The organism is Acidocella sp., from assembly GCF_036489515.1.
Classification (GTDB): domain Bacteria; phylum Pseudomonadota; class Alphaproteobacteria; order Acetobacterales; family Acetobacteraceae; genus Acidocella.
Genome location: NZ_DASXFO010000015.1, coordinates 35,634 through 57,812, shown reverse-complemented (window position 1 = coordinate 57,812; position 22,179 = coordinate 35,634). Strand labels below are relative to the sequence as shown.

At 63.5% G+C, this 22,179-nt stretch carries 22 protein-coding genes and 1 tRNA gene; 9 read left to right on the top strand and 14 right to left on the bottom strand.

The window, feature by feature from the left end; genetic code table 11:
- The first annotated feature begins 43 nt into the window (after positions 1-43).
- Genes rplM through VGG47_RS01985 form a run of 3 tightly spaced genes read left to right on the top strand, consistent with a single transcriptional unit; the run spans position 44 to position 1,736 of the window.
- Entirely contained in the window at positions 44-508 is a 465-nt protein-coding gene (gene rplM, locus VGG47_RS01995) for a 50S ribosomal protein L13 (protein WP_331535210.1), read from the top strand.
- Positions 509-510: 2 nt separating this feature from the next.
- Complete coding sequence (rpsI, locus tag VGG47_RS01990; RefSeq protein ID WP_331535190.1) at positions 511-999, top strand: 30S ribosomal protein S9; 489 nt, start codon at positions 511-513, stop codon at positions 997-999.
- Positions 996-1,736, top strand: a complete 741-nt coding sequence (locus VGG47_RS01985) for a CPBP family intramembrane glutamic endopeptidase (protein WP_331535189.1) — start codon at positions 996-998, stop codon at positions 1,734-1,736. Before rpsI ends, VGG47_RS01985 begins: the two co-directional genes overlap by 4 nt.
- A gap of 94 nt (positions 1,737-1,830) precedes the next feature.
- Here the strand turns inward: VGG47_RS01985 and hpnK are convergent, their stop codons facing one another.
- From hpnK to dxs, 5 genes are all read right to left on the bottom strand, one after another.
- A complete protein-coding gene (gene hpnK / locus VGG47_RS01980) occupies positions 1,831-2,655 on the bottom strand; it encodes a hopanoid biosynthesis-associated protein HpnK (protein WP_331535188.1) in 825 nt (274 codons plus the stop codon).
- Positions 2,656-2,727: 72 nt separating this feature from the next.
- Positions 2,728-4,152 (bottom strand): hopanoid biosynthesis associated radical SAM protein HpnJ, encoded by a 1,425-nt coding sequence (gene hpnJ, locus VGG47_RS01975; protein ID WP_331535187.1) that lies wholly within the window; start codon positions 4,150-4,152, stop codon positions 2,728-2,730.
- Between the two features lie 42 nt (positions 4,153-4,194).
- Positions 4,195-5,331: a bacteriohopanetetrol glucosamine biosynthesis glycosyltransferase HpnI gene (hpnI, locus tag VGG47_RS01970; protein ID WP_331535186.1), complete on the bottom strand. Its 1,137-nt coding sequence runs from the start codon at positions 5,329-5,331 to the stop codon at positions 4,195-4,197.
- 74 nt (positions 5,332-5,405) lie between these two features.
- Positions 5,406-6,026, bottom strand: coding sequence for an ABC transporter substrate-binding protein (locus VGG47_RS01965; protein ID WP_331535185.1), 621 nt, complete (start codon positions 6,024-6,026; stop codon positions 5,406-5,408).
- Between the two features lie 20 nt (positions 6,027-6,046).
- Positions 6,047-7,978 (bottom strand): 1-deoxy-D-xylulose-5-phosphate synthase, encoded by a 1,932-nt coding sequence (dxs, locus tag VGG47_RS01960; RefSeq protein WP_331535184.1) that lies wholly within the window; start codon positions 7,976-7,978, stop codon positions 6,047-6,049.
- A gap of 304 nt (positions 7,979-8,282) precedes the next feature.
- Between dxs and ispH the strand changes: the two genes are divergently transcribed.
- Together ispH and hpnH are read left to right on the top strand one after the other, a co-directional pair.
- The gene (gene ispH, locus VGG47_RS01955) at positions 8,283-9,236 is read left to right on the top strand and encodes a 4-hydroxy-3-methylbut-2-enyl diphosphate reductase (protein ID WP_408841320.1); all 954 of its coding nucleotides are present in this window, start codon (positions 8,283-8,285) and stop codon (positions 9,234-9,236) included.
- A gap of 14 nt (positions 9,237-9,250) precedes the next feature.
- Positions 9,251-10,405 (top strand): adenosyl-hopene transferase HpnH, encoded by a 1,155-nt coding sequence (hpnH, locus tag VGG47_RS01950; protein WP_331535183.1) that lies wholly within the window; start codon positions 9,251-9,253, stop codon positions 10,403-10,405.
- 149 nt (positions 10,406-10,554) lie between these two features.
- Here the strand turns inward: hpnH and VGG47_RS01945 are convergent, their stop codons facing one another.
- Positions 10,555-11,199 (bottom strand): hypothetical protein, encoded by a 645-nt coding sequence (locus VGG47_RS01945; protein ID WP_331535182.1) that lies wholly within the window; start codon positions 11,197-11,199, stop codon positions 10,555-10,557.
- An 18-nt stretch (positions 11,200-11,217) separates the two neighbouring features.
- Positions 11,218-12,378: an iron-containing alcohol dehydrogenase gene (locus VGG47_RS01940; protein ID WP_331535181.1), complete on the bottom strand. Its 1,161-nt coding sequence runs from the start codon at positions 12,376-12,378 to the stop codon at positions 11,218-11,220.
- 301 nt (positions 12,379-12,679) lie between these two features.
- On the opposite strand from VGG47_RS01940, the gene VGG47_RS01935 reads away from it, so the two are divergent.
- The gene (locus tag VGG47_RS01935) at positions 12,680-13,207 is read left to right on the top strand and encodes a YqhA family protein (RefSeq protein WP_331535180.1); all 528 of its coding nucleotides are present in this window, start codon (positions 12,680-12,682) and stop codon (positions 13,205-13,207) included.
- Positions 13,208-13,265: 58 nt separating this feature from the next.
- On the top strand, positions 13,266-13,640 hold the full coding sequence (locus tag VGG47_RS01930; protein ID WP_331535179.1) for a Crp/Fnr family transcriptional regulator: 375 nt from the start codon (positions 13,266-13,268) through the stop codon (positions 13,638-13,640).
- A gap of 540 nt (positions 13,641-14,180) precedes the next feature.
- Here the strand turns inward: VGG47_RS01930 and VGG47_RS01925 are convergent.
- From VGG47_RS01925 to VGG47_RS01900, 6 genes are all read right to left on the bottom strand, one after another.
- A tRNA-Lys gene (locus VGG47_RS01925) sits at positions 14,181-14,255 on the bottom strand.
- A gap of 81 nt (positions 14,256-14,336) precedes the next feature.
- Entirely contained in the window at positions 14,337-14,828 is a 492-nt protein-coding gene (locus VGG47_RS01920; protein WP_408841334.1) for a peptidylprolyl isomerase, read from the bottom strand.
- Positions 14,829-14,892: 64 nt separating this feature from the next.
- Complete coding sequence (gene coaD / locus VGG47_RS01915; RefSeq protein ID WP_331535177.1) at positions 14,893-15,396, bottom strand: pantetheine-phosphate adenylyltransferase; 504 nt, start codon at positions 15,394-15,396, stop codon at positions 14,893-14,895.
- The gene (gyrA, locus tag VGG47_RS01910; RefSeq protein WP_331535176.1) at positions 15,389-18,118 is read right to left on the bottom strand and encodes a DNA gyrase subunit A; all 2,730 of its coding nucleotides are present in this window, start codon (positions 18,116-18,118) and stop codon (positions 15,389-15,391) included. The genes coaD and gyrA overlap by 8 nt, the downstream gene beginning before the upstream one ends.
- A 294-nt stretch (positions 18,119-18,412) precedes the next feature.
- A complete protein-coding gene (gene gmk, locus VGG47_RS01905; protein WP_331535175.1) occupies positions 18,413-18,991 on the bottom strand; it encodes a guanylate kinase in 579 nt (192 codons plus the stop codon).
- Positions 18,984-19,886 carry a YicC/YloC family endoribonuclease gene (locus VGG47_RS01900; RefSeq protein ID WP_331535174.1) on the bottom strand — a complete coding sequence of 301 codons (903 nt, stop codon included), beginning with the start codon at positions 19,884-19,886 and terminating at the stop codon, positions 18,984-18,986. Before VGG47_RS01900 ends, gmk begins: the two co-directional genes overlap by 8 nt.
- A gap of 38 nt (positions 19,887-19,924) precedes the next feature.
- Between VGG47_RS01900 and VGG47_RS01895 the strand changes: the two genes are divergently transcribed.
- Complete coding sequence (locus VGG47_RS01895) at positions 19,925-20,662, top strand: SDR family NAD(P)-dependent oxidoreductase (protein ID WP_331535173.1); 738 nt, start codon at positions 19,925-19,927, stop codon at positions 20,660-20,662.
- 160 nt (positions 20,663-20,822) lie between these two features.
- Positions 20,823-21,029: a hypothetical protein gene (locus tag VGG47_RS01890; RefSeq protein ID WP_331535172.1), complete on the top strand. Its 207-nt coding sequence runs from the start codon at positions 20,823-20,825 to the stop codon at positions 21,027-21,029.
- 146 nt (positions 21,030-21,175) lie between these two features.
- Here VGG47_RS01890 and pdxA read toward each other — a convergent pair whose 3' ends face one another.
- Positions 21,176-22,177, bottom strand: coding sequence for a 4-hydroxythreonine-4-phosphate dehydrogenase PdxA (pdxA, locus tag VGG47_RS01885; protein ID WP_331535171.1), 1,002 nt, complete (start codon positions 22,175-22,177; stop codon positions 21,176-21,178).
- Positions 22,178-22,179 lie beyond the last annotated feature (2 nt).

Genomic DNA, 22,179 nt, shown 5'->3' with positions numbered 1-22,179 from the left:
CAGAAATCCTGATAAGCCGCGCTCGAGTTTGAGGTGCAAAATGATGAAAACGACGATTTCGCTGAAGCCGGCGGATGTAAAGAAGGACTGGGTCCTGATCGACGCCGAGGGGCTCGTGCTCGGCCGTCTGGCCGCCATCGTGGCGACCCGCCTGCGCGGCAAGCATAAGCCGCAGTTCACCCCGCATGTCGATTGCGGCGACAACATCGTGATCGTGAACGCGGAAAAGGTGAAGCTGACCGGCAAGAAGGCCGAGCAGTCTGTGTTCTACTACCACACCGGTTATGCCGGTGGGATCAAGGGCCGCACCATCAAGGACCGCCTCGAGAGCGCGCATCCGCAGCGCGTGGTCGAGAAGGCCGTGGAACGCATGATCACGCGTGGTCCGCTGCAGCGTCAGCAGATGAAGAACCTGCATGTCTATGCCGGGCCTGAGCACCCGCATGGCGCGCAGCAGCCGCAATCCCTTGATGTCGGCGCGCTGAACGCCAAGAACCGGAGAGTTTGAGCATGTCCGAATCCACCAATGCCTTTGCCGGCCTGAAGGACCTGCCCGCCGTGGCTGCTGTGGCCGAGATCGCCGCGCCGAAGCGCGAGCCGAAGCGCGATGCGCAGGGCCGCTCCTACGCCACCGGCCGCCGCAAGAACGCGATCGCCCGCGTGTGGATCAAGCCCGGCAAGGGCGAGATCATGGTGAACGGCAAGAAGGCGCCGACCTATTTCGCCCGCCCTGTGCTGCGCATGCTGATCACCCAGCCCTTCCTGGTCGCCGACCGCTACAACCAGTTCGACGTGTACTGCACGGTGAACGGTGGCGGCCTGTCCGGTCAGGCCGGCGCGGTGCGCCACGGCATCTCGCGCGCTCTGACGCTCTATGAGCCGGACCTGCGCGGCATCCTGAAGGTCGCCGGGTTCCTCACCCGTGACTCGCGTGCGGTCGAACGTAAGAAATACGGCAAGGCCAAGGCCCGCCGTAGCTTCCAGTTCAGCAAGCGTTGATCACCCAAGAAAAACCCGGAGCGATCCGGGTTTTTTTGTGCCTGGAGTTCCTGCTGCTCTTCGCCCTGGGCCCACTGGCCATTTTGGAAATCCGCCGGCCGGGGATTCTGTTCCTGGCGCTGTGGATCGGCGGGGCGATCACCTATCAGGCCAGCCGAATGGCGCGGCCACCCTCCCCGCCCGACTGGCGCCGCCGTTTGCGGAACGCTTCCTGGTTTTTGCCCCTGAAAGTGCAAATTATCGTGCGGCGGCTGCTCGGCCCGCCTTCCCCGGGGGAACAAGCGGCGGCACGCCGAATTTCGCAGCTGATCCTACGCTTTTCCATCTGCGGCGCGGCGCTGACCCTGGCCACCTGGCTGATCGTCCCGCACCTCTTTCTCTCCCTGCCCCGCGAGCATCCCTTCTTCTGGCTGCTGATCATGGTGCTCTACCCGGTGCTGTCGGTCTGGCCGCAGGAGGTGATCTACCGGCGCTTCCTGTTCCACCGCTACGCGCCGCTCTTCGGCGAGAACGGGGTGGTGGTGGCCTCGGCATTGGCTTTCGGCTTCGCACATGTGATTTTTCTGAACCCGGTCGCGGTAGCGCTGACCACCGCCGGCGGCGCCATGTTCGCGCGAAATTATGCGCGGGAACGGTCGCTCTACCTCGCCTGCATGGAACACGCGCTCTATGGCTGCCTGGTGTTCACCATCGGACTGGGCCAGTTCTTCTACACCGGCGCTGCTTGGCATCATTAATCGAAGTAAGCGGCCGCTTTTTAAAAAAAGCGGCGCAAAAATTTTTGTTCCTCTGGGTCATGGGCGGTGTCAGCGACAACGCCTATGGCCCAGATTAATAAAGTGTTTTTGCTACTTTTTGTTCACAAAAAGTAGCCTTCCTTAGCGCCAGCAGGGCCGCTAGTTCGGCTTCATGCTCGTAGCCGGGCATCAGGCGCGTCAGGGCGTCGTCCCGGTAGGTCGCCGGGTGGAAATAGATTTCCGCCGTCCCTTCAGGCAGGTGCTGGAGCAGATTTCTGACCTTTTCCTCGGTCATGTGGCCGGACCATTTGAGGCCGAAGACGTGGTCGGTGGTGGCCAGGCCGGCTTGCTTGGCCTGGCGGCGCAGCACGCGGCTCCAGGCGTGGAGCGCGCGGTCGCCGGCGGTGATCTTTTCGCCGCATCGAGCCATGATGGCGGGCGGTTCTGCGGGGACGCGGATGCGGGTCAGGCCGTATTCCCGCCCCACCTCGATCATCATGCGTGCCACGGTGGGGTGCAGATGCATGTGCTTATGCGCGTCCGCATGGTGCAGCGTCAGACCCGTGGCGGTATAGGCGGCGAACTGGGCGCGGATTTCGGCACGCAGTTCGCGCCGCGCGGCGGGGGAGAAGAAATATCTGACGCCGAGCGCCGCCTGGTCGGTGGAGAAGCGCCCGTCCGGACCGGTGATGGTGGGCAGAAGCTGGTGGCCGAGGCGGGAATCACCGTCGACCAGCACCAGATGCAAGCCGGTTTTGAGGTTCGGCAGGGTTTTGGCGCGCCGAACCGCGTCTTCCGCCGCCGGAGCGGCGACCATCAGGCTCGCTTGGCCGAGCACACCCTCAAGATGCGCCCGCTCCACCGCCTCATTCACCGAGACAGTCAGGCCAAAATCATCAGCCGAAAAAATGGGGGGCATGGCTTATCTCAAGGGGTCTGGGGCCTTACGGCCCCAGCGGGGTCCAGGGGCAGCGCCCCTGGCCTTTTATCCTTAGGCCGTCTTACGTTCCTTAAGGAAGGCAAAGAACTCCAAGCCCTCGCGCAGGCGGCGCTTCATCATTTGCGGGCTGCGGATCATTTCGTTCAGGATCGAGAAGATCTTTGACGGCCGGAAGTAGAAGCTGCGGTAGATCGTCTCCACCGACTTGAAGATCTCGGTATGCGTCAGGTGCGGGTAGTGCAGCGGCGCGATCTGCACGCCGTGCTCGTCGATCAGTTCGGCGTGCTCGATGTCGAGCCAGCCTTCCTTGACCGCCTGATTGTACAGGAAGGTGCCGGGATAGGGTGCTGCCAGCGACACCTGGATGGTGTGCGGGTTGATTTCCTTGGCGAACTCGATGGTTTCCTTCAGCGTCTCCTGCGTTTCGCCGGGCAGGCCGACGATGAAGGTACCGTGGATCTTGATGCCGAGGGCATGGCAGTCCTTGGTGAACTGCTTCGCGACTTCGATGCGCATGCCCTTCTTGATGTTGTGCAGGATCTGCTGGTTGCCGCTCTCATAGCCGACGAGGAGCAGGCGCAGGCCGTTTTCCTTGAGTATTTTCAGCGTGCTGTAGGGCACGTTGGCTTTGGCGTTGCAGGACCAGATGATGCCCATCTTGCCGAGCTCGCGGGCGATCTCCTCGGCGCGCGGCAGGTTGTCGGTGAAGGTGTCGTCGTCGAACATGAACTCCTTCACCTGCGGGAAGAGTTCCTTGGCCCGGCGGATCTCCGCCACCACGTTCTCGACCGAGCGGGTGCGGTAGGTGTGGCCGCCCACGGTCTGCGGCCAGAGGCAGAAGGTGCAGCGGGATTTGCAGCCGCGGCCCGTATAGATCGAGACATACGGGTGCATCAGGTAGCCGATGAAATAGTCTTCGAGGCGCAGGTGCTTCTTGTAGACCTCGGTGACGAAGGGCAGCTGATCCATGTCGTGCAGGATCGCGCGGTCCTTGTTCTTGATCAGCTGGCCGCTGGCGTCGCGGTACATGATGCCGTCAACCTCGGCGAAGGGCTTGCCTTCGGCGATTTCCTTAATGGTGAAATCGAACTCGTTGCCGGCGACGAAGTCGAGCACGGCGGCGCGGGAGAGCGATTCCTCCGGCTGCACTGCCACCTTGGCGCCGATGAAGCCGATCATGAGGTTCGGATTCTCGGCCTTGAACGCCTCCGCCACCTTCACGTCATTGCCGAAGGAGGGGGTGGAGGTGTGGATGATCAGCAGGTCATGGGTCTTCGCGTGCGGGAGCACGTCGGCCATGGTCAGGCGCGCGGGCGGGGCGTCGATCAGCGTGCTGTCCGGCAGCAGGGCGGCGGGCTGGGCCAACCAGGTGGGGAACCAGAACGACTTGATCTCGCGACGCGCCTGGTAGCGTGAACCGGCGCCGCCGTCGAACCCGTCAAAGGAAGGAGGTTGCAAAAACAGGGTCTTCAACATGGCATCACTCTTTTTTTCTGATCGGTTCAAATTCTGATCGGTTCAAATTTTCGGCGCCTGCCGCGGTTTACCCGAATCGGCATGCATGATCTGGCCCCGCCAATCTACCTTATCTCCAGTGTAGCTGAGGATATATATGAGCGCGGAACAGAAATCCCGCACCAGGAAAAGCCACGCATCGCCGGCCTTGGCAAGGCCGAGTGCTGCGTCGATCCGCCGCGCCGCGGCATAGCGCGTCAGCAGCACGAAGAAGAACAGCGCCCAGGCCCACAGCGAGCAGCCGCTGGTGATGACGGCGAGCAGCGCCCAGAACAGCGAGATCTGCAGCACCGAGGCCGCGTAGGGGATGGGCACCAGGGCCCGGATGGTGCGCGCCCAGCGCAATTCATGCCGGAACAGCGCACGGAAATCATGCTCCGGCACGGTCGTGGCGGGAATCACCTGCGCCAAGGTGAGGTGATAGCCCTTGGCCCGGACGAGGCGCCCGAGCACCTGGTCGTCGGCCAGGTGGTTGGACACGGCCTGCAGCCCGCCGACCTCGGAAAGCACGGTCTTGGTCAGCGCCATGGTGACGCCCAGGCAGTCCTGGCGGCCGAGCTTGCGCGCCAGCAGCGCGCCGGGGAGGAAGGTGTAGTTGATCTGGTTGGCGCCCATCAGCGTGGCCAGATGCGGCGTGCCCGGCAGGGCAGTATAGAGCGTGGTGACGAGCCCGACCCCCGGCACGCCCAAGGCCGCGACCACGCGGTGCAGGAAATAGGGCGGCACATGGATATCGGCGTCCGACATCACCAGCGTCTCGTACGCCGCCGCCTGGTACATGTTGATGAGGTTGGAAATCTTCCGATTCGTGCCGTGCAGGGTCGGGTCGACGATCACGGTTACGTCGCGTTCCGGATAGCGGGCGCGCAGCCGTTCGACGATTTCCAGCACCGGGTCCTGCGAGTTCTGGACCCCGAACACCAGCTGATAGACCGGGTAGTCGATGAGAAAGAACGATTCGAGCGCGAGCTCCGTGAGCGGTTCGACGCCGCAGAGCGGTTTGAGCAGCGAAACGGGCGGATGCTCGGTCAGGACCCGTGCCGGCGCCGCATAGAAGCGCTGGACCAGGAGCATGCCTATATATTGCTGGATCACGCCGATCAGCGCGAACAACCCAGCGAGCCAGGCGATGAGGACCATGTCAGGCTCTTAGGGTCTGAAAATGGCAACCGTGTGCGTCGCAGCGGGCACACGGTTCGCAAGGCGCGAACATGTCAGAGGCTGCCCGAACTGCTGGCCAGTGTCGCGGTCTTTTTCTTCAGAGCGTCGATCAGCTGCGTGGCATCGCCGGATGTCACCAGCGAGCTGAAGTCGGAGGAATGGATGGCCACCTGGCTGATCGTGCCGTTGAGCAGCACGTCGGTGATCTGCCAGCCCATCGGACCGTCGGAGACGACATAATCGAGACGCGTCGGCGCGGAGCCGTCGGCCGGGACGATCTGCGTCTCGACGATCTTGTCGGCGCCGACCGTCTTTTCCGTCGGCAGCAATTCGATCTTCTCGCCGCCATATTTGGCGAACTCGGCGACATAGCTGGCGACGGTGAATTTCTCGAATTGCGCCGCCAATTCCTGCTGCTGAGCCGCCGGAATGGTCGACCAAAGGAAACCGACCGAGTTCTTCTCAACCTCGGCCAGGTTGTAGCTGGACTCCACCACCGGGCCCAAGGCTGCGACGCGCGCGTCGAAGCCTTGGCCGGCGGAGCCGGCCTTCATGGTGGCAATCAGGGCGTCGTCGAGCGCCTGGACCGGAGCAGCTTCCGGGGAAGCCGCCGTCGCGGCGAACGGAAGCAGTACGCCAGCCGCCAGGATCGTGGAACGGAGCAAATTTTTCATGGTATAGGTTACTTAGGTGATCACTGGGCGGGAATTGCGACCAGATCATTAAGAGATTCTGAACCCAGAGCCATCACCACATGCTGGACGATGTCCTGCGTGGTCAGACCGGCATCGATCAACTGGCCCGCTGGGGTATTGTGGTCGATGAGGCGGTCCGGCAGCGTCATCGGCCGGAATTTCAGCCCGCGATCGAAGGAGCCGGTCCAGGCCAGGTGATGCGCCACGGCCGCACCGAAACCGCCGGCCGCGCCATCCTCGATGGTGACAAGCACCTCGTGATGGCGCGCCAGCTGGTTAATGAGGTCGGTATCCAGCGGCTTCATGAAGCGGGCATCGGCGACCGTGGTCGGGAAACCGCGCGCCGCCAGCTCGTCGGCGGCGCTGAGGCAGTTAGCCAGGCGGGGCCCCAGCGCCAGGAGCGCCACCTTGGAACCTTCGCGCAGGATGCGGCCTTTGCCGATCTCCCACGGGGTGCCGCGCTCCGGCAGCGCCAAGCCCAGCCCCTCGCCGCGCGGGTAACGGAACGCGGAAGGCCGGTCGTCGATCGCCGCGGCGGTGGCGACGGCGTGCATCAGCTCCACCTCGTCGGAAGGCGCCATGATGACCATGTTCGGCATCGCCCCGAGATAGCAGAGGTCATAGGCGCCGGCATGGGTCGCGCCGTCGGCGCCGACCAGACCGGCACGGTCCATGGCGAAACGCACCGGCAGGGATTGCAGCACCACGTCATGCACGACCTGGTCGTAGCCGCGCTGCAGGAAGGTCGAATAGATCGCGCAGAACGGCGCCATGCCCTCGGCCGCCATGCCCGCGGCGAAGGTGACCGCGTGCTGCTCGGCGATGCCGACATCGAACATCCGGCTAGGGAATTTCTGGACGAATTTGTCCAGCCCGGTACCGCCCGGCATGGCCGCGGTGACGGTGACGAGCCGCGGGTTGGCCTCGGCTTCCGCGATCAGGGCCTTCGCGAAGACATTGGTATAGCTCGGCGGGCCGGGTGGGGCCTTGCTCTGCTCGCCGGTGACGACGTTGAACTTGGCGGTGGCGTGCAGCTTGTCGCCCGCCTCTTCGGCCGGCGCGTAGCCCTTGCCCTTTTGCGTGACGACATGCAGCAGCACCGGCTCGTTGCTGTCCAAATCGCGGATGTTGCGCAGCACGGGGAGCAGATGGTCGAGGTTATGGCCGTCGATCGGCCCGACATAATAGAAGCCCAGCTCCTCGAACAGCGTGCCGCCGGTGAGGATGCCGCGCGCATATTCCTCCGCCCGGCGCGCCGTGCGCTCGAGCTGGCGGGGGAAGCGCTTGGCCATTTTCGCGGCGAAGTCGCGCAGGGACATGAAGCTGCGCGACGAGATCAGCCGCGACAGATAGGCGCTCATCGCGCCCACCGGCGGGGCGATGGACATGTCGTTGTCGTTGAGGATGACGATCAGGCGGGATTTCATCGCCCCGGCATTGTTCATCGCCTCATAGGCCATGCCGGCACTCATCGAGCCGTCGCCGATGACGGCGATGACCTGGCGCGGGTCCTGCTCTTCCTTGAGGTCACGCGCCACCGCCATGCCGAGACCGGCGGAGATGGAGGTGCTGGAATGCGCCGCGCCGAACGGATCGAACTCGCTCTCGGAACGGCGGGTGAAGCCGGACAGGCCGCCCGGCTGGCGCAGGGTGCGAATCCGGTCGCGCCGGCCGGTGAGGATTTTGTGCGGGTAGGTCTGGTGACCGACATCCCAGATCAAGCGGTCGCGCGGCGTCTCGAACACGGCATGAATGGCGACGGTCAGCTCCACCACACCCAGCGAAGAGCCCAGATGGCCGCCGGTGACCGAGACGGTATCGACCGTTTCGGCCCGCAGCTCATCGGCCAGTTGCTTCAGCTGGTCATTGGAAAAATTCCGGAGGTCGGACGGATATGTCACCCGGTCCAGAAGCGGCGTCCGCGGCGGCATTAGTTCAATCCTCCGATACGCCGCGCCACTATTATCCGCATACTCGTCTTTGTCCTTCGTTGAAGCCTTTTGAGCAGCTCCGCCTGGGCGGCGGCGCAACACTCATATCCAAAAGTACATAAGGGACTGTAAAACCAATTGCCAGCGCCCCGCTCTTTGTTGCAAGTCAGCCATGTTGGCCATCCGCTCGTGTAGCCTGACGGTTATCCTTACGCTCAAGCTTGCGAATTGTGGAGGCAATGACTTATTGCGTGTACCAGAAAGACGGACAGCGTGACCGACTGGCAACAGGAACTCTGATATTATGGATGGCTCTCAACTACCGAAATCGATTCGTGTGATCCTGGCGCAGCCACGCGGCTTTTGCGCCGGCGTGGAGCGCGCCATCGACATTGTGGAGCGCGCCCTCATCAAATTCGGCCCGCCGATCTATGTGCGCCATGAAATCGTGCATAACCGCCACGTGGTCGAGGATCTGCGCGCCCGCGGCGCCGTGTTCGTCGACGAGCTGGACGAGGTGCCGGAGGGCGCCATGACCGTGTTCTCCGCGCATGGCGTCGCCCGCAAGGTGGAAAACGCCGCATCGAGTCGGTCGCTGCCGGTGATCGACGCGACCTGCCCTCTGGTGGCGAAAGTGCATGCCGAGGGCCGGCGCTATGCCAGCCAGGGCCGCGAGATCGTGCTGATCGGACATGCCGGCCATGCGGAAGTCGAGGGTACGATCGGCCAGATCGATGGCCAGGTCTATCTGGTGCAGACGGTCGAGGACGCGAACGCCCTGGTCGTCGCGAACCCCGAGAAGCTGTCCTACATCACCCAGACCACGCTGTCGGTGGACGACACGCGCGGGATCATCGCCGCACTGCAGGTGCGCTTCCCGGCCATCACCGGGCCGGATGTGCGCGATATCTGCTACGCTACGCAGAACCGCCAGGAAGCGGTGCACCACCTGGCCGAACTGGTCGACCTGATCCTCGTGGTGGGGAGCAAGAACTCCTCCAATTCCAACCGGTTGCGGGAAATCGGCGCGGAGCTGGGCCGGCCGAGCTACCTGATCGACGACGCCACGGCGCTGCAGCCGTCCTGGTTTGAGAATGTGCGGATCGTGGGCCTGACCGCCGGCGCCTCGGCCCCGGAAGTGCTGGTCCAGGGCGTGATCGAGGGGCTGCGCCGCTTCGGCCAGGTCGACATTGAACTGCTGGCCGGAACGCCCGAGGATGTGAAATTCAAGCTTCCGGCCGAAGTGGCCGACGTATAAAGGTAAAAAGCAATATGGCCGTGCCATTGACCCAGGCGTTGCGAGTCGGCGCCTATGTGATGAAGCAGCACCTCAAGGGCAACAAGCGCTACCCGCTGGTGCTGATGCTGGAGCCGCTGTTCCGCTGCAACCTGGCCTGCGCCGGCTGCGGCAAGATCGACTACCCCTCGGAAATCCTGAACCAGCGCATTTCCGTGGAAGACGCCGTGCTCGCGTCGGATGAATGCGGCGCGCCGATCGTCGCCATCGCCGGCGGCGAGCCGCTGCTGCACAAGGAGCTGCCGGAGATCACCCGCCGCCTCCTCGACAAGGGCAAGTTCATCTACCTGTGCACCAACGCGCTGCTGCTGGAAAAGAAGATCGACCAGTACACGCCGCACAAGAATTTCTGCTGGGACATCCATCTGGATGGCGACAAGCAGATGCATGACGCGGCGGTCTCGCAGGAAGGCGTGTTCGAGCGCGCCGTCGATGCGATCAAGCTGGCGAAGTCCAAGGGCTTCCGCGTCTCCATCAACTGCACGCTGTTCGACGGCGCGGACCCGGAACGGGTGGCCAAGTTCTTCGACACCGTTTCCGATCTCGGCATCGACGGCGTGATGACCTCCCCCGGCTACGCCTATGAGCGCGCCCCGGACCAGGAGCACTTCCTGAACCGGCAGCGCACCAAGGAGCTGTTCCGGGCGATCTTCCGCCACGGCAAAGAGAGCAAGAAGCGCGGCAAGGACTGGAAGTTCAACCAGAGCCCGCTGTTTCTGGACTTCCTCGCCGGCAACCAGACCTATGCCTGCACGCCCTGGGGCAACCCGACGCGCAACGTGTTCGGCTGGCAGCGCCCGTGCTACCTGCTCGGCGAAGGCTACGCCAAGACCTACAAGGAGCTGATGGACAGCACCGACTGGGATAAATACGGCGTCGGCAATTACGAGAAATGTGCCGACTGCATGGTGCATTCCGGCTTCGAGGCGACTGCCGTGGTCGATTCGGTGAAGCGCCCCTGGAAGATGGCGGCGCTGGCGCTGAAGGGCATCAAGACCGAAGGCGCGATGGCCAAGGAGATCCCGCTGGACAAGGCGCGCAAGGCCGAGTTCGTGTTCTCCAAGCATGTGCAGGCGAAGATGGCCGAGATCCACGCCAAGAAGGCGGCCCCGGCCGTCCCGGCCGAGTAAGAAAGCGGCCGCTTTTTAAAAAAAGCGGCGCAAAAACTTCTTGCTATGCTGGGCCATGGGCTGTGTCAGCGACACAGCCCATGGCCCAGATTCATAAAGTTTTTTTGCTACTTTTTGTTCACAAAAAGTAGACTTCCCCTTCCCTTACCTTAAGCGCGTTGGAGAGCCCTAACGCGGGCGACCAGGGCGGCCCTTGCTTTCCCGGCATCGCGGGCGAGGCCGATGAGGGCCGGAATTTGTGCCGGAGTCGCGAGGACGGAGCGCAGGATGCGCGGCAGGTCGATGGCGCCTGAGGATTTGAGGGGCACCAAGGCCGCCGGCGGCAGGGTGCGGGTGGCTGGGTCGGCGATGGCGCGCAGGACCGCGAAAGGCAGCCCATGCGCCTGCGCCGCGCGGGCCACGGCGCCCGACTCGAGATCGACCGCGTCGATTCGCATCGCGCGATAAAGTTCTGCTTTCTGCGTGACGGTGGCCGCGATGTCGGTGCCGGCGAGGATTTTTGCGCCGTTCGACCCGCCCAGGAAGGTCATCAGCGCGGGATCGCACGTATAGCGCTCCTCTCCCTCGACCACGGCAGCGGGCACGAGCAGCCTTCCCGGCCGCATACCGGGAGCCAGGCCGCCCGCCAGGCCGAAGCTGACGAGCGCCGTAGCTCCCTGCCCGATCAGCCGCTCGGCGGCCCGGTAGGCGCCATCCGGCCAGCCGCCACCGGCTTCGACCAGAAACCCGGATTTATCCAGAAGCTTGGCCTCGGCGGTGAGGCCGGTGACAAAGCCGATGACAGGAGCTGTCATCGGCGATGGAGCAGAAAACTATTCATACATGCCTTCATACAGCGCGATGATCTCTGCCGCATCCGGCACGCGCGGATTGTTGGCCGGGCTGCCGGAGGCGAGCGCCTGCTCGGCCATCAACGCTTTTTTGGCGTGCCAGTCTGCCGCGGAAATGCCGAACTGCTTCGGCGTCGGCACACCGAGCTCCGCATTCAGCGCCCTCAGCCCTTCCAGCAGCTTGGCGCCGGCCACCTGGTCGGCATCGTCCTGTGCTGCAAAACCGGCCAGGCGCGCCGCCTCGGCATAACGCGGCAGAGAAGCGTCGAGGGAAAAGCGGGTGACCGCCGGCAGCAGCATGGCGTTGGACAGGCCATGCGGCACATGAAAATGCGCGCCGATCGGACGCGACATGCCGTGCACCAGAGCAACCGAGGCGTTGCAGAAGGCCATGCCCGCCTGGGTGGCGCCGAGCATCATCGCCGCCCGTGCCTCTACGTTCTTCGGCTCATGAAAGGCGGTGCGCAGATTGGCGCCGATCAGCCGCATGGCGGAAATCGCCAGCGGATCGGAGAAGGCGTTGGCGCGGCGGGAGACAAAGGCCTCTAGCGCATGGGTGAAACTGTCGACCCCGGTGTCGGCGGTGATGCGCGGCGGCACGGAGAAGGTGAGCTCGTAATCGACGATGGCGGCGAGCGGCATGGCGCCAAGGCCGGCGATGAGCATTTTCTCGTCGCGCTCGGAATCGGTGACGATGGTGAAGCGCGTTGCCTCCGATCCGGTGCCCGCAGTGGTCGGGATGGCGATCAACGGCAGGGCCGCCTGGTCGGCCACGGCGGGGGTCTTGTAGTCGCGCATCTTGCCGCCACCGGCTTTGAGAATGGTCATGGCCTTGGCGGTGTCGATCGGCGAGCCGCCGCCGAAGGCCAGCAGGCAGTCATGATGCGGCGCAATGTGTTTCACGCCCGCTTCGACGACGGTGTCAGTGGGCTCCGGAATGGTCTCGGAGAACACGTCGAACGTGATCCCGGCCGCACTCAGCGGCTGCGTCAGCCGCTCGAGCAGGCCGGATGAGACCATGAACGGGTCAGTGACGATCAGCGGGCGGGACAGGCCGAGCCGGGCCAGCAGCGCCGCTGCGCCGGCAACCGTGCCGCCACCGATTTCGATCAGGCGAGGAGCGTGGAAGGTCATCTGGGTCATCAGGGTTCTCTCAATTTTGAGCGCTTATTCCATTCAATGCCATGAAATGAAACGCGACGGTTTTTACATCTGATGCGCGGCGGATGCATGAGAAGGAAGGACTTCTTTTTGTGAACAAAAAGAAGCAAAAAAACTTTATTAATCTGGGCCATGGGCGTTGTCAGTGACAATGCCTATGGCCCAGCATAACAGAAGTTTTTACGCCGCTTTCCTCTAAGCCGCTGACGCGATCGGAGTTCTGCATGGCCTGTGTTTCCAAGCTGCCCATAATAATCCGTACCCCGCGCGCGGCGCGCCCGGCATGAGCTCTCTGTCACGCGGGATCGAGGCGGTGCTGTTCAGCGGCCGGATGCTGCTGGTGCCGATCTACCTTGCCATGTTGGCGTTGCTGGCGATGCTGGTGGTGTATTTCGTCAGCGAACTGATCCATGCCGTGCCGTCCCTGCCAGGGATGACCGAAAAAGATCTCATCATTCTCACCATTTCGCTCATCGATTTGTCCCTGACGGCCAATCTGGTGATGTTGGTGATCCTCTCGGGTTATGAGAATTTCGTGCGCCGCGTCAGCTTCAAGGAAAACGACACGCGACCGGCGTGGCTGGTGCGGATCAATTTCAGTGGTTTGAAACTGAGATTGCTGGCGACCATTACGGTCATCGCCGCGGTACATCTGCTGGGGAGTTTTCTGGAAATCAACAACCAGAAAGACCGCGACCTGCTCTGGCAGGTGGTGATCGTGCTCGTCTTCGCGGTGCTGGGGCTGCTGCTTGCCCTCACCGACCGGTTGACCGGTCAGGAGCATGATCAGACGTCACACGAAATGAATTGACTCCCGGACGCGGCAAATGCTGTCATCAAATTGACACATGCGTGCAAGGGGGAATGCCATGTCCATGACCTCGGAAATCGATTTCAGGGAGTTTGCCGGCAGCGTCGGCACCATCATGGACTACGAAGACGGCGATGCGGTCTTCCACGAGGGCGATAAACCGGCCTTCATGTATGTGGTGCTGCGTGGCGCGGTCGACATCACTGCCCAGAACAAGAGGCTCGATCAAATCGGCGCCGGCAAGGCGCTTGGCATCCTGTCGCTTCTGGACAACCAGCCACGCACGGTCACCGCGCGCGCCAGCGGCGCCACCCAACTGGCGGTCATCGACCGCAAGAAATTCCGCTTCATGATCGAGGAGATGCCGATGTTCTGCTGGTACGTCATGGGCGAACTGGCGCATCGCCTGCGCACCACGAACGCCGCCCTCTGAAGGAAGCGGCCGCTTTTTGAAAAAAGCGGCGCAAAAACTTTGGTTATGCTGGTCCATGGGCGTTGTCGGTGACACCGCCCATGGACCAGCGTTCATAAAGGTCTTCGCTTACTGCGCAAGCGCGCTCTAACTCTGGGAGTTATGATGCTGAGCGCCATCCGGAAACGGCGCTTCCGCGCCCTTTGTAACGCGCACGCAGACGATCGGCGCGCCGGGCTTAACCCGGAAGATCCATCCGTCCTCAACGTAAACAGCGGTATCCCGGTCAGCCAAGCGCGTTACGCGATCGCCCCTTAAGGCGGTGGGAAGACGAGCAACGCGGGTCAAGGTGTCATCCAACGACATGAACGCCTCCATCCGAGAGAGCGTTTATAGGGACTCGTGTTGCCCTTGCGCAACACACAAAAGCAAGGTGAGGAGGATTTCACCTGAGCCCCCGTATGAACCCGAGGCTGTGTTCCCAACAACGCCCAAGGCCCAGCATAAAAAAAGTTTTTGCGTCGCTTTTTTCAAAAAGCGACCGCTTTCCTTAAAGGAAATTGGTGAGCCCGGTGGGGGTCGAACCCACGGCCGTCCGATTAAAAGTCGGATGCTCTACCACTGAGCTACAGGCTCGCCTGCGAGACCGGAGCCGGTCTCGCTTGACGGCGGGTGAACCAGATTTTGCCACCCGCCGTCAATAGAGGGAGGTGGTTTTTATGCCGCGAGGGTCATTTTGATGATCGAATCCGGGTCGGTGACCGAGCCGCTCTGGCCGGCGCCAGGCTTGATCTGCTGCACGGCTTCCATGCCCGCGGTGACCTGGCCGACCAGCGTGTAGTTGCCGTCGAGGAACGTGGCCGGGGCCAGGCAGATGAAGAACTGGCTGTTGGCGGAGTTCGGGTCCGAGGTGCGGGCCATGCCGACCGCGCCGGTCAGGAAGCTGGCGTCGTTGGTGAATTCGGCGGGCAGGTTCGGCAGGTCCGAGCCGTGCATGCCGGTATTGGTCCGATCGCCGGTCTGCGCCACGAAGCCGGGAATGACGCGGAAGAACTTGCAGCCGTCATAGAAGCCCTGGGCGGTCAGCGTCTTGATGCGCTCGGCGGCTAGCGGCGCCAGGTCCGGGCGCAGCACGATGGTGACGTTGCCGTATTTCAGCTCCATCAGCACGGTGTTCGAGGTGGTGTCGGCAATCGCGGGCTCGGTCATCATCAATCCAGTCACAAAGGGGGTTGCAGCGGCGGCTGAACAAAAAGTGCGGCGTTTCAGCATTTCAGCTCCTCAGTTTGGCGAGTGTTCGCTCACCGGTCAGCTTCGGCACGAAGGAAGAGATGTCACCGCCCAGAGCGGCGATGTCCTTCACAAAGCGCGACGAGATGAACTGGTGATGTTCGCTGGCCATCAGGAACACTGTCTCGATCTCCGGATCAAGCCGGTAGTTCATCCCCGCCATCTGGAATTCGTAGTCGAAATCCGAGACCGCGCGTAAGCCCCGCACGATCATTCCCGCCCCGACCTCGCGGGCGAAGGCGATCAGCAGCGAAGAGAACGGCCGCACCTCGATCTTGGTTCCGGTCCGTGCGGCGATGACATCGGTCTCCGCCCGCACCAGTTCGGCCCGCTCCTCGAGCGTGAAAATCGGCCCCTTCCCCGCATTCATCGCAATACCCACCACCAGCCGGTCCGCCAGCTTTGCGGCGCGCGCAATGATGTCGAGATGGCCGTTGGTGATCGGGTCGAACGTGCCGGGATAGAGAACGATTCGGGATTTAGGCATCCTCGGTTTCCTGCTCCAGTACGGGGAAGACGCTGGTGACGCGCTCATCATCGTCGAGACGGAACAAGGTGACGCCCATGACCGAGCGGCCGGTGATGCGCACCTGGTCGACCGGCACGCGGATGAGGCGCCCGCCATCGGTGACCAGCATCACGTCGTCGCCCTCGCGCACCTGGAAGCTGGCGGCGACGGCCTTGCCGTTGCGCCTGGCATTCAAGATGATGTTGGCGACGCCCTGCCCGCCGCGGCCGGTGACGCGGTACTCATAGGCAGAGGAGCGCTTCCCGAAGCCCGAATCGGTGACGGTGAGGAGGATTTCCTCGGCCGCCGCGAGTTCGGCGATGCGCGCCTCGGAGAGCGCGATGTCGGAGACCGGCTCTTCCCCGGCCTCAACTGTCTCGGTGGCCTCGTCATCGCCGTTGCGGCGCTGCGCCGCGGCGTATTTGAGATAGGCCGCGCGCTCCTCGGGTGTCGCCTCGACATGCTGCAGCACCGAGAGGCTCATCACCTCATCATCCGCGCCGAGCTTGACGCCGCGCACGCCGGACGAATCACGGCCGGAGAATACGCGCAGAGTGTCGTCGGTGATCTGGAAGCGGATGCAGCGGCCGTGTTTCGTCGCGAGGAACACGTCGTCGCCGTCGCGGCAGGTGGCGACGCCGATCAGGCGGTCGCCCTCGTCGAGCTTCATGGCGATCAGCCCGGCAGCGCGGACATTCTTGAAATCCGACAACTTGTTACGGCGCACGCCGCCGCTCGCGGTGGCGAACACCAGATGCAGGTTCTCCCACAGGCTTTCATCCTGCGGCAGCGGCAGCACGGTGGTGATTTCGTCCGTGCCCAGTTCCGGCAGCAGATTGATCAGCGCGCGGCCTTTCGCGGTCGTCGTCGCCTCGGGCAGTTTCCAGACTTTTTCGCGGAACGCCTTCCCGCCGGAGGAGAAGAACAGCACGAACTGATGGGTGTGCGCGTTGAAGCTGCGCGTAACAACGTCATCGCCGCGCGTAGACGTCGCGGAGCGGCCGCGGCCGCCGCGATTCTGCGCCCTGAAGGTTTCCAGCGACGTGCGCTTGATGAAACCGTCGCGGGTGAGTGTGACGACCATCTGGCCGGGCTCGATCAGGGCTTCGTCGTCCTGGTCGGTTTCCAGATCCTCGATGGTGGAACGACGCACGGAGTCAATTTTGACACGCGCGGCGAGCAGTTCCTCGCGCATGACTTCCAGGCGGCGGATGCGCGAGCCGATGATGTCGAGCAGTTCCGCGATTTTCTCGGCAACTTCAGTCAGCTCGGCCTGGATTTTGTCACGCTCGAGTCCGGTGAGCCGGGCCAGGCGCAATTCCAGGATGCCGCGCGCCTGCGCCTCGGTGAGGCGCATGGTGTTCTCGGCGGAAATTGTGTTGCCGACATCGTCGATCAGCGCCAGTAGCGGCGCGACATCCTCCGCCGGCCAGTCGCGCGACATCAGCGCCGCGCGGGCGGTGTTGGAATCCGGGCTGCCGCGGATGATGCGGATGACCTCGTCGATATTCGCCACCGCGGTGGCGAGGCCGATGAGCAGATGCGCGCGGTCGCGGGCCTTCGACAATTCGAAGCGGGCGCGGCGGAGAATGACCTCCTCGCGGAAGGCCACGAAGCAGCTGAGCATGTCCTTGATGCCCATCTGCCGCGGCCGGCCCTTATCGAGCGCCAGCATGTTGATGCCGAACGTGGTCTGCAGGTTGGTGAAGCGGTAGAGCTTGTTCAACACCACTTCCGGCGTGGCGTCGCGCCGCAGCTCGATGACAATGCGCAAGCCCTCGCGATCGCTCTCATCACGCAAATCCGCGATGCCCTCGATCTCCTTGGCGCGCACCAGCTCGGCGATGCGCTCCAGCAGCGTGCTCTTGTTCACCTGATAGGGAATTTCCGTGACGATGATGGCGTCACGGTCCTTGCGGATCTGCTCGACGCGCGCGCGCGCCCGCACGGTGATGGAGCCGCGCCCGGTCTCGAAGGCGTTGCGGATGCCGGAGCGGCCGAGGATGATGCCGGCGGTCGGGAAATCCGGACCGGGTACGATCTGCATCAGCGCCTCGAGCGAAATGTCCGGATCGGCGATCAGCGCCAGCGCCGCGTCCACGATCTCGGACGGGTTATGCGGCGGGATGTTGGTGGCCATGCCGACGGCGATGCCGTTCGAGCCGTTGATCAGGAGATTCGGAAAAGATGCAGGCAGAACCGTCGGCTCACGCTCGCTCTCGTCATAGTTCGGCTGGAAATCGACGGTGTCCTTGTCGATATCGGCGAGCAGCAGCATGGCCGCCGGATCGAGGCGCATTTCGGTGTAACGCATCGCCGCCGGCATATCGCCGTCGATCGAGCCGAAATTGCCCTGACCGTCGATCAGCGGCAGGCGCATCGAGAACTCCTGCGCCATGCGCACCGCCGCGAGATAGATCGCGCTGTCGCCATGCGGATGGTAGGCACCCATCACGTCACCGGTCATGCGCGCGGACTTGCGGTACGGCTTTTCGGGCGTGTTACCGGCCACGTTCATCGCGTACAGGATACGCCGGTGCACCGGCTTCAGCCCGTCACGCACATCGGGCAGCGCGCGGCTGACGATGACGGACATGGCATAATCGAGATACGATTTCCGCATCTCCTGCTCGATCGAGACAGGCTCCATCCCGCGGGGCGTCAGAGCGGCGCCGCCGGGCTCGTCGGTGATATCGTTCATGTCAGATCAGGGGAGCATCGGCGCGGGCCGCGACAGAGTCGTGCCGCACGAAATAAGACGCTGAAATCATAAAGAGTTTTGCCTTAAGTTCACGCGATTTGATAGCATAAATCACGGTTTCTTCCAAATCGCCGCGGCCGGTGCGCACACGCGAAGAAGAAGGCTACTTTTTGTGAACAAAAAGTAGCAAAAAAACTTTATTTATGCTGGGTCATGGGCGTTATCAGCGACAACGCCCATGGCCCAGCGGAGCAAAAATTTTTGCGCCGCTTTTTTTAAAAAGCGGCTGCTTCCTTACTGCCGGAACGTGGCGAGGCGCCCGGCCCGCAGGATCGCGCGCAGATCCGCCAGTGCCGTCTCGAAATCGGCGTTTTCCACGATGTAGTCGAACTCTCCGGCATGGGAGAGTTCGGCCTCGGCATGCGACATACGGCGTGCGACCTGCTCGGCATCATCGCCGCGCGCGATCAGGCGCTGGCGCAGTTCGGCGAGCGAGGGCGGCTTGATGAACACGCCGACGACATCCCTCGTCAGTGCAGCGCGCAGCTGGCGGAAGCCCTGCCAGTCGATGTCGAACAGGATGTCCCGTGAAGCGGCCAGTTCGCTCTCGACCGGGCTGCGCGGCGTGCCGTAGGAGCGGCCGAACACCTGCGCGTATTCCAGAAACGCGCCGGCCTCCACCATGGCGTCGAAAGCCGGCTGGTCGATGAAATGATAGTGCTGGCCGTCCACCTCGCCGGCGCGCGGCGCCCTTGTGGTGACGCTGATCGAAAGATGCAAATGCGGGTCCGACGCCAGCAAGGCGCGTGACAGGGACGTCTTGCCGGCGCCGGACGGGGCCGCCAGGACCAGGCAAAGGCCGCGCCTATTCAATGTTCTGCACCTGTTCACGCAATTGCTCGATGGTCGCCTTCAGCGACAGGCCGATGGAGGTGAGCGGCAGCGACACCGATTTGCTGCACAGCGTGTTGGCCTCGCGGTTGAATTCCTGCATCAGGAAATCGAGCTTGCGGCCGACCGCCACACCTTCCGCCAGCAGCGCGCGGGCCGCGCCGATATGGGCGTTCAGCCGGTCGAGCTCTTCGCGCACGTCGGACTTGGTGGCCAGCAGCGCGATCTCCTGGGCGATTTTTTCCTCCGGCAAAGCCGGCGTGCTACCGAGGATTTCCGCAAGCTGCGCCTGGAGCCGGGCTTTGTGCAGAGCCGGCTGGGTCGCGGCTTCGGCCGTGGCGGCCTCGTGCAGGGCTTCGATCTCGGTGAGGAGCACGGCGGCGATGCCGGCGAGGCGCGCCCCCTCCCCGGCCCGCGCCGCCACGAGGTCTTCGAGCGCCGCGGCGAAACCGGCGCGGACATCCTCCTGCAAGGCGGCCTGCATCTCTTCGGTATCGTCCTGCGCGGAGACGCTGCGCATCACGCCGGGCAGCGCCAGCAAAAGCTCGGCCCGCGGCGGCAGCGCGCCGGGAATGTTGTCGGCGAGGTCGATGGCCAGGTCTTTGATCTGCTCGAGGGCCACGAGATCGGCGGTGAGGCCGGAAGCGGCCTCGCGCTTGATCGTGAGTGTGCCCGAGACGTTGCCGCGCTTGAGCCGCTTGGCGGCGAGGTCGCGCAGCGGCAGTTCCAGCGCGTCCAGCCCGTTGGGCAGACGCAATTTGATGTCGAGGCCGCGGCCGTTCACGCTGCGCAGTTCCCAGGTCCAGGAGACCGCGCCCACCTCGCCCTGACAGCGGGCGAAGCCGGTCATGGAGGCCAATAGAATTTTCTCGCTCATAGGCTGGCCTCTTAGCAGGAGGCTGCTAGGCTGCCCATATGTCATACAGAAACATCGTGTTGACCGGCGCCTCGAGTGGGTTGGGCAGGGCGCTGGCGCTTGAGCTCGCCACCCCCGGCGTCACCCTGCATTTGAGCGGCCGCGATGCCGCCCGCCTGAGCGCCGTCGCGGCCGAGGTGCAGGCCCGGGGGGCCGGGACGACGGAAATGCTGCTCGATGTCACCGACCGTGACGCCATGGCAGCCTGGGTGCAAGGCATTCCCGGGCTGGATCTGGTGATCGCCAATGCCGGGATCTCCGCCGGGCCGGGACAGGGGCATTTCGAGGGCAGCGGGCAAACCCGCGCCGTGTTCGCGACCAATGTGGACGGCGTGTTCAACACCGTGCTCCCGGCACTGGAGCGGCGGTGCCGGCATATCGTCATCATCGGCTCGATCGCCGGGCTGATCGCCCTGCCCACCTCCCCGGCTTATTCCGCGGCGAAAGCGGCACTGGATTTCTGGGTGCGGGGGGTGGCGCCGCGCGCGGCCCGGGAGGGGATCACTCTGACCATCGTGCGTCCGGGCTTCATCCGTACGCCGCTGACGGCCAAGAATCCCTACGCCATGCCGGGGCTGATGGAGTCCGAGCAGGCGGCCAAGATCATCGCCACCGGCATCGCCCGGGGGCAGCGGAGCATCACCTTCCCACACTGGCTCGCTTCCCTCGCCTGGTTCGGGAATCTGCTGCCGAAGCAGCTGTTTTCCCGTGTGCCCGGGAAGCCGCTGCAGACCTGATCCGGCGCTGACGGTTCTGACGAACCCGTAAAAAATGATTTACTTACACAGCCGTATGATAAGTTCTTTTAATAAGAACATAACGATAAACGGCTGTGATCGACGCTAGAAGGTCACCATGTCCGGGGTTCAACTCAGAGGCAGCGGAGACAAGAGAGGCATGAGTCAGAAGCGTCAGAAACCCTATAGCTTTGTGCTCTGGGCCATTCCGCGGTTTCACCGCGGCGGCCCGGCGCGTGGGGTCTCAACCAAAGGCACCGGTGGGGAAATCTCCGCTTCCGAACGGAGCCTGCAGGATGAGGATAAGGCCAAACCCGTGACGAGGCCGGCCGGCAAGGCCGCGCCATGGCGTTACGCGCTTTCGTAAAAGCGAAGGGAAGACTTCTTTTTGTGAACAAAAAGAAGCAAAAAAACTTTATTAATGCTGGGCCTGGGGCGTTGTCGGTGACAACGCCCCAGGCCCAGCATAGCCAAAAATTTTTGCGCCGCTTTTTTTAAAAAGCGGCTACTTCCTTAATTCGGCCGCGGGGCTAGCTCGATGCCCTGACGCAGCGCTTCCAGCAGGCTGCGCTCATCAGCCTTGCCGGTGCCGGCGATGTCGAAGGCGGTGCCGTGATCGACGGAGGTGCGGATCACCGGCAGACCGACGGTGATGTTCACGCCGGCTTCGATGCCCAGCACCTTCACCGGGCCGTGGCCCTGATCGTGATACATCGCCACCACCAGGTCGAAATCGCCGCGACCGGCGCGGAAGAACAAGGTGTCCGCCGGCAGCGGGCCTTCGACGTCCCAGCCCTTGGCGCGGCAGGCTTCGATGGCGGGGGTGATTTTCTGCTCTTCCTCACCCTGGCCGAACAGGCCGTGCTCGCCGGCATGCGGGTTGATGGCGCAGACGCCGATTTTCTGGCGCTTCAGCCCCGCCTTCACCAGCACCTGATGGCCGCGCGCGATGGTCCGTTCCACCAGGCCCGGCTCGATTTTGCGGATCGCATCCATCAGGCCGATATGGGTGGTGACGTGAATGACGCGCAATCCGGGCGCGGTCAGCATCATCGAGACTTCCTCGGTGCCGGTCAGGGCCGCGAGCATTTCCGTATGGCCGGGATAGATATGGCCGCCGGCATGGAGCGCTTCCTTGTTCAGCGGCGCGGTGCAGATGGCCTCCACCTGCCCTTCCATCGCCAGCTCGGTCGCCACCTTGATGAACTGGTAGGCGCCATCGCCGGCGACGGCCGAGAGTTGGCCGAACGGCAAGTCGGCGGGGATCAGCTTGAGGTCCACGACGTCAACGGTGCCGGGCGTATAGCGCGCCGCGCCGATCGTCTCCCGGGTCAGCGCGTTGATCGTCAGCTTCACCCCGGTGACGTTCAGCGCCTTTTGCAGGCGCGCGGCGTCGCCGATCACCACTGGGCGGCAGGTGTCATACAGCTCGGCGTGGGCAAGGCTCTTGACGATCACTTCCGGGCCGACGCCGGCGGCATCGCCCATGGTAATCGCAATACGGGGTAAGCTCATCG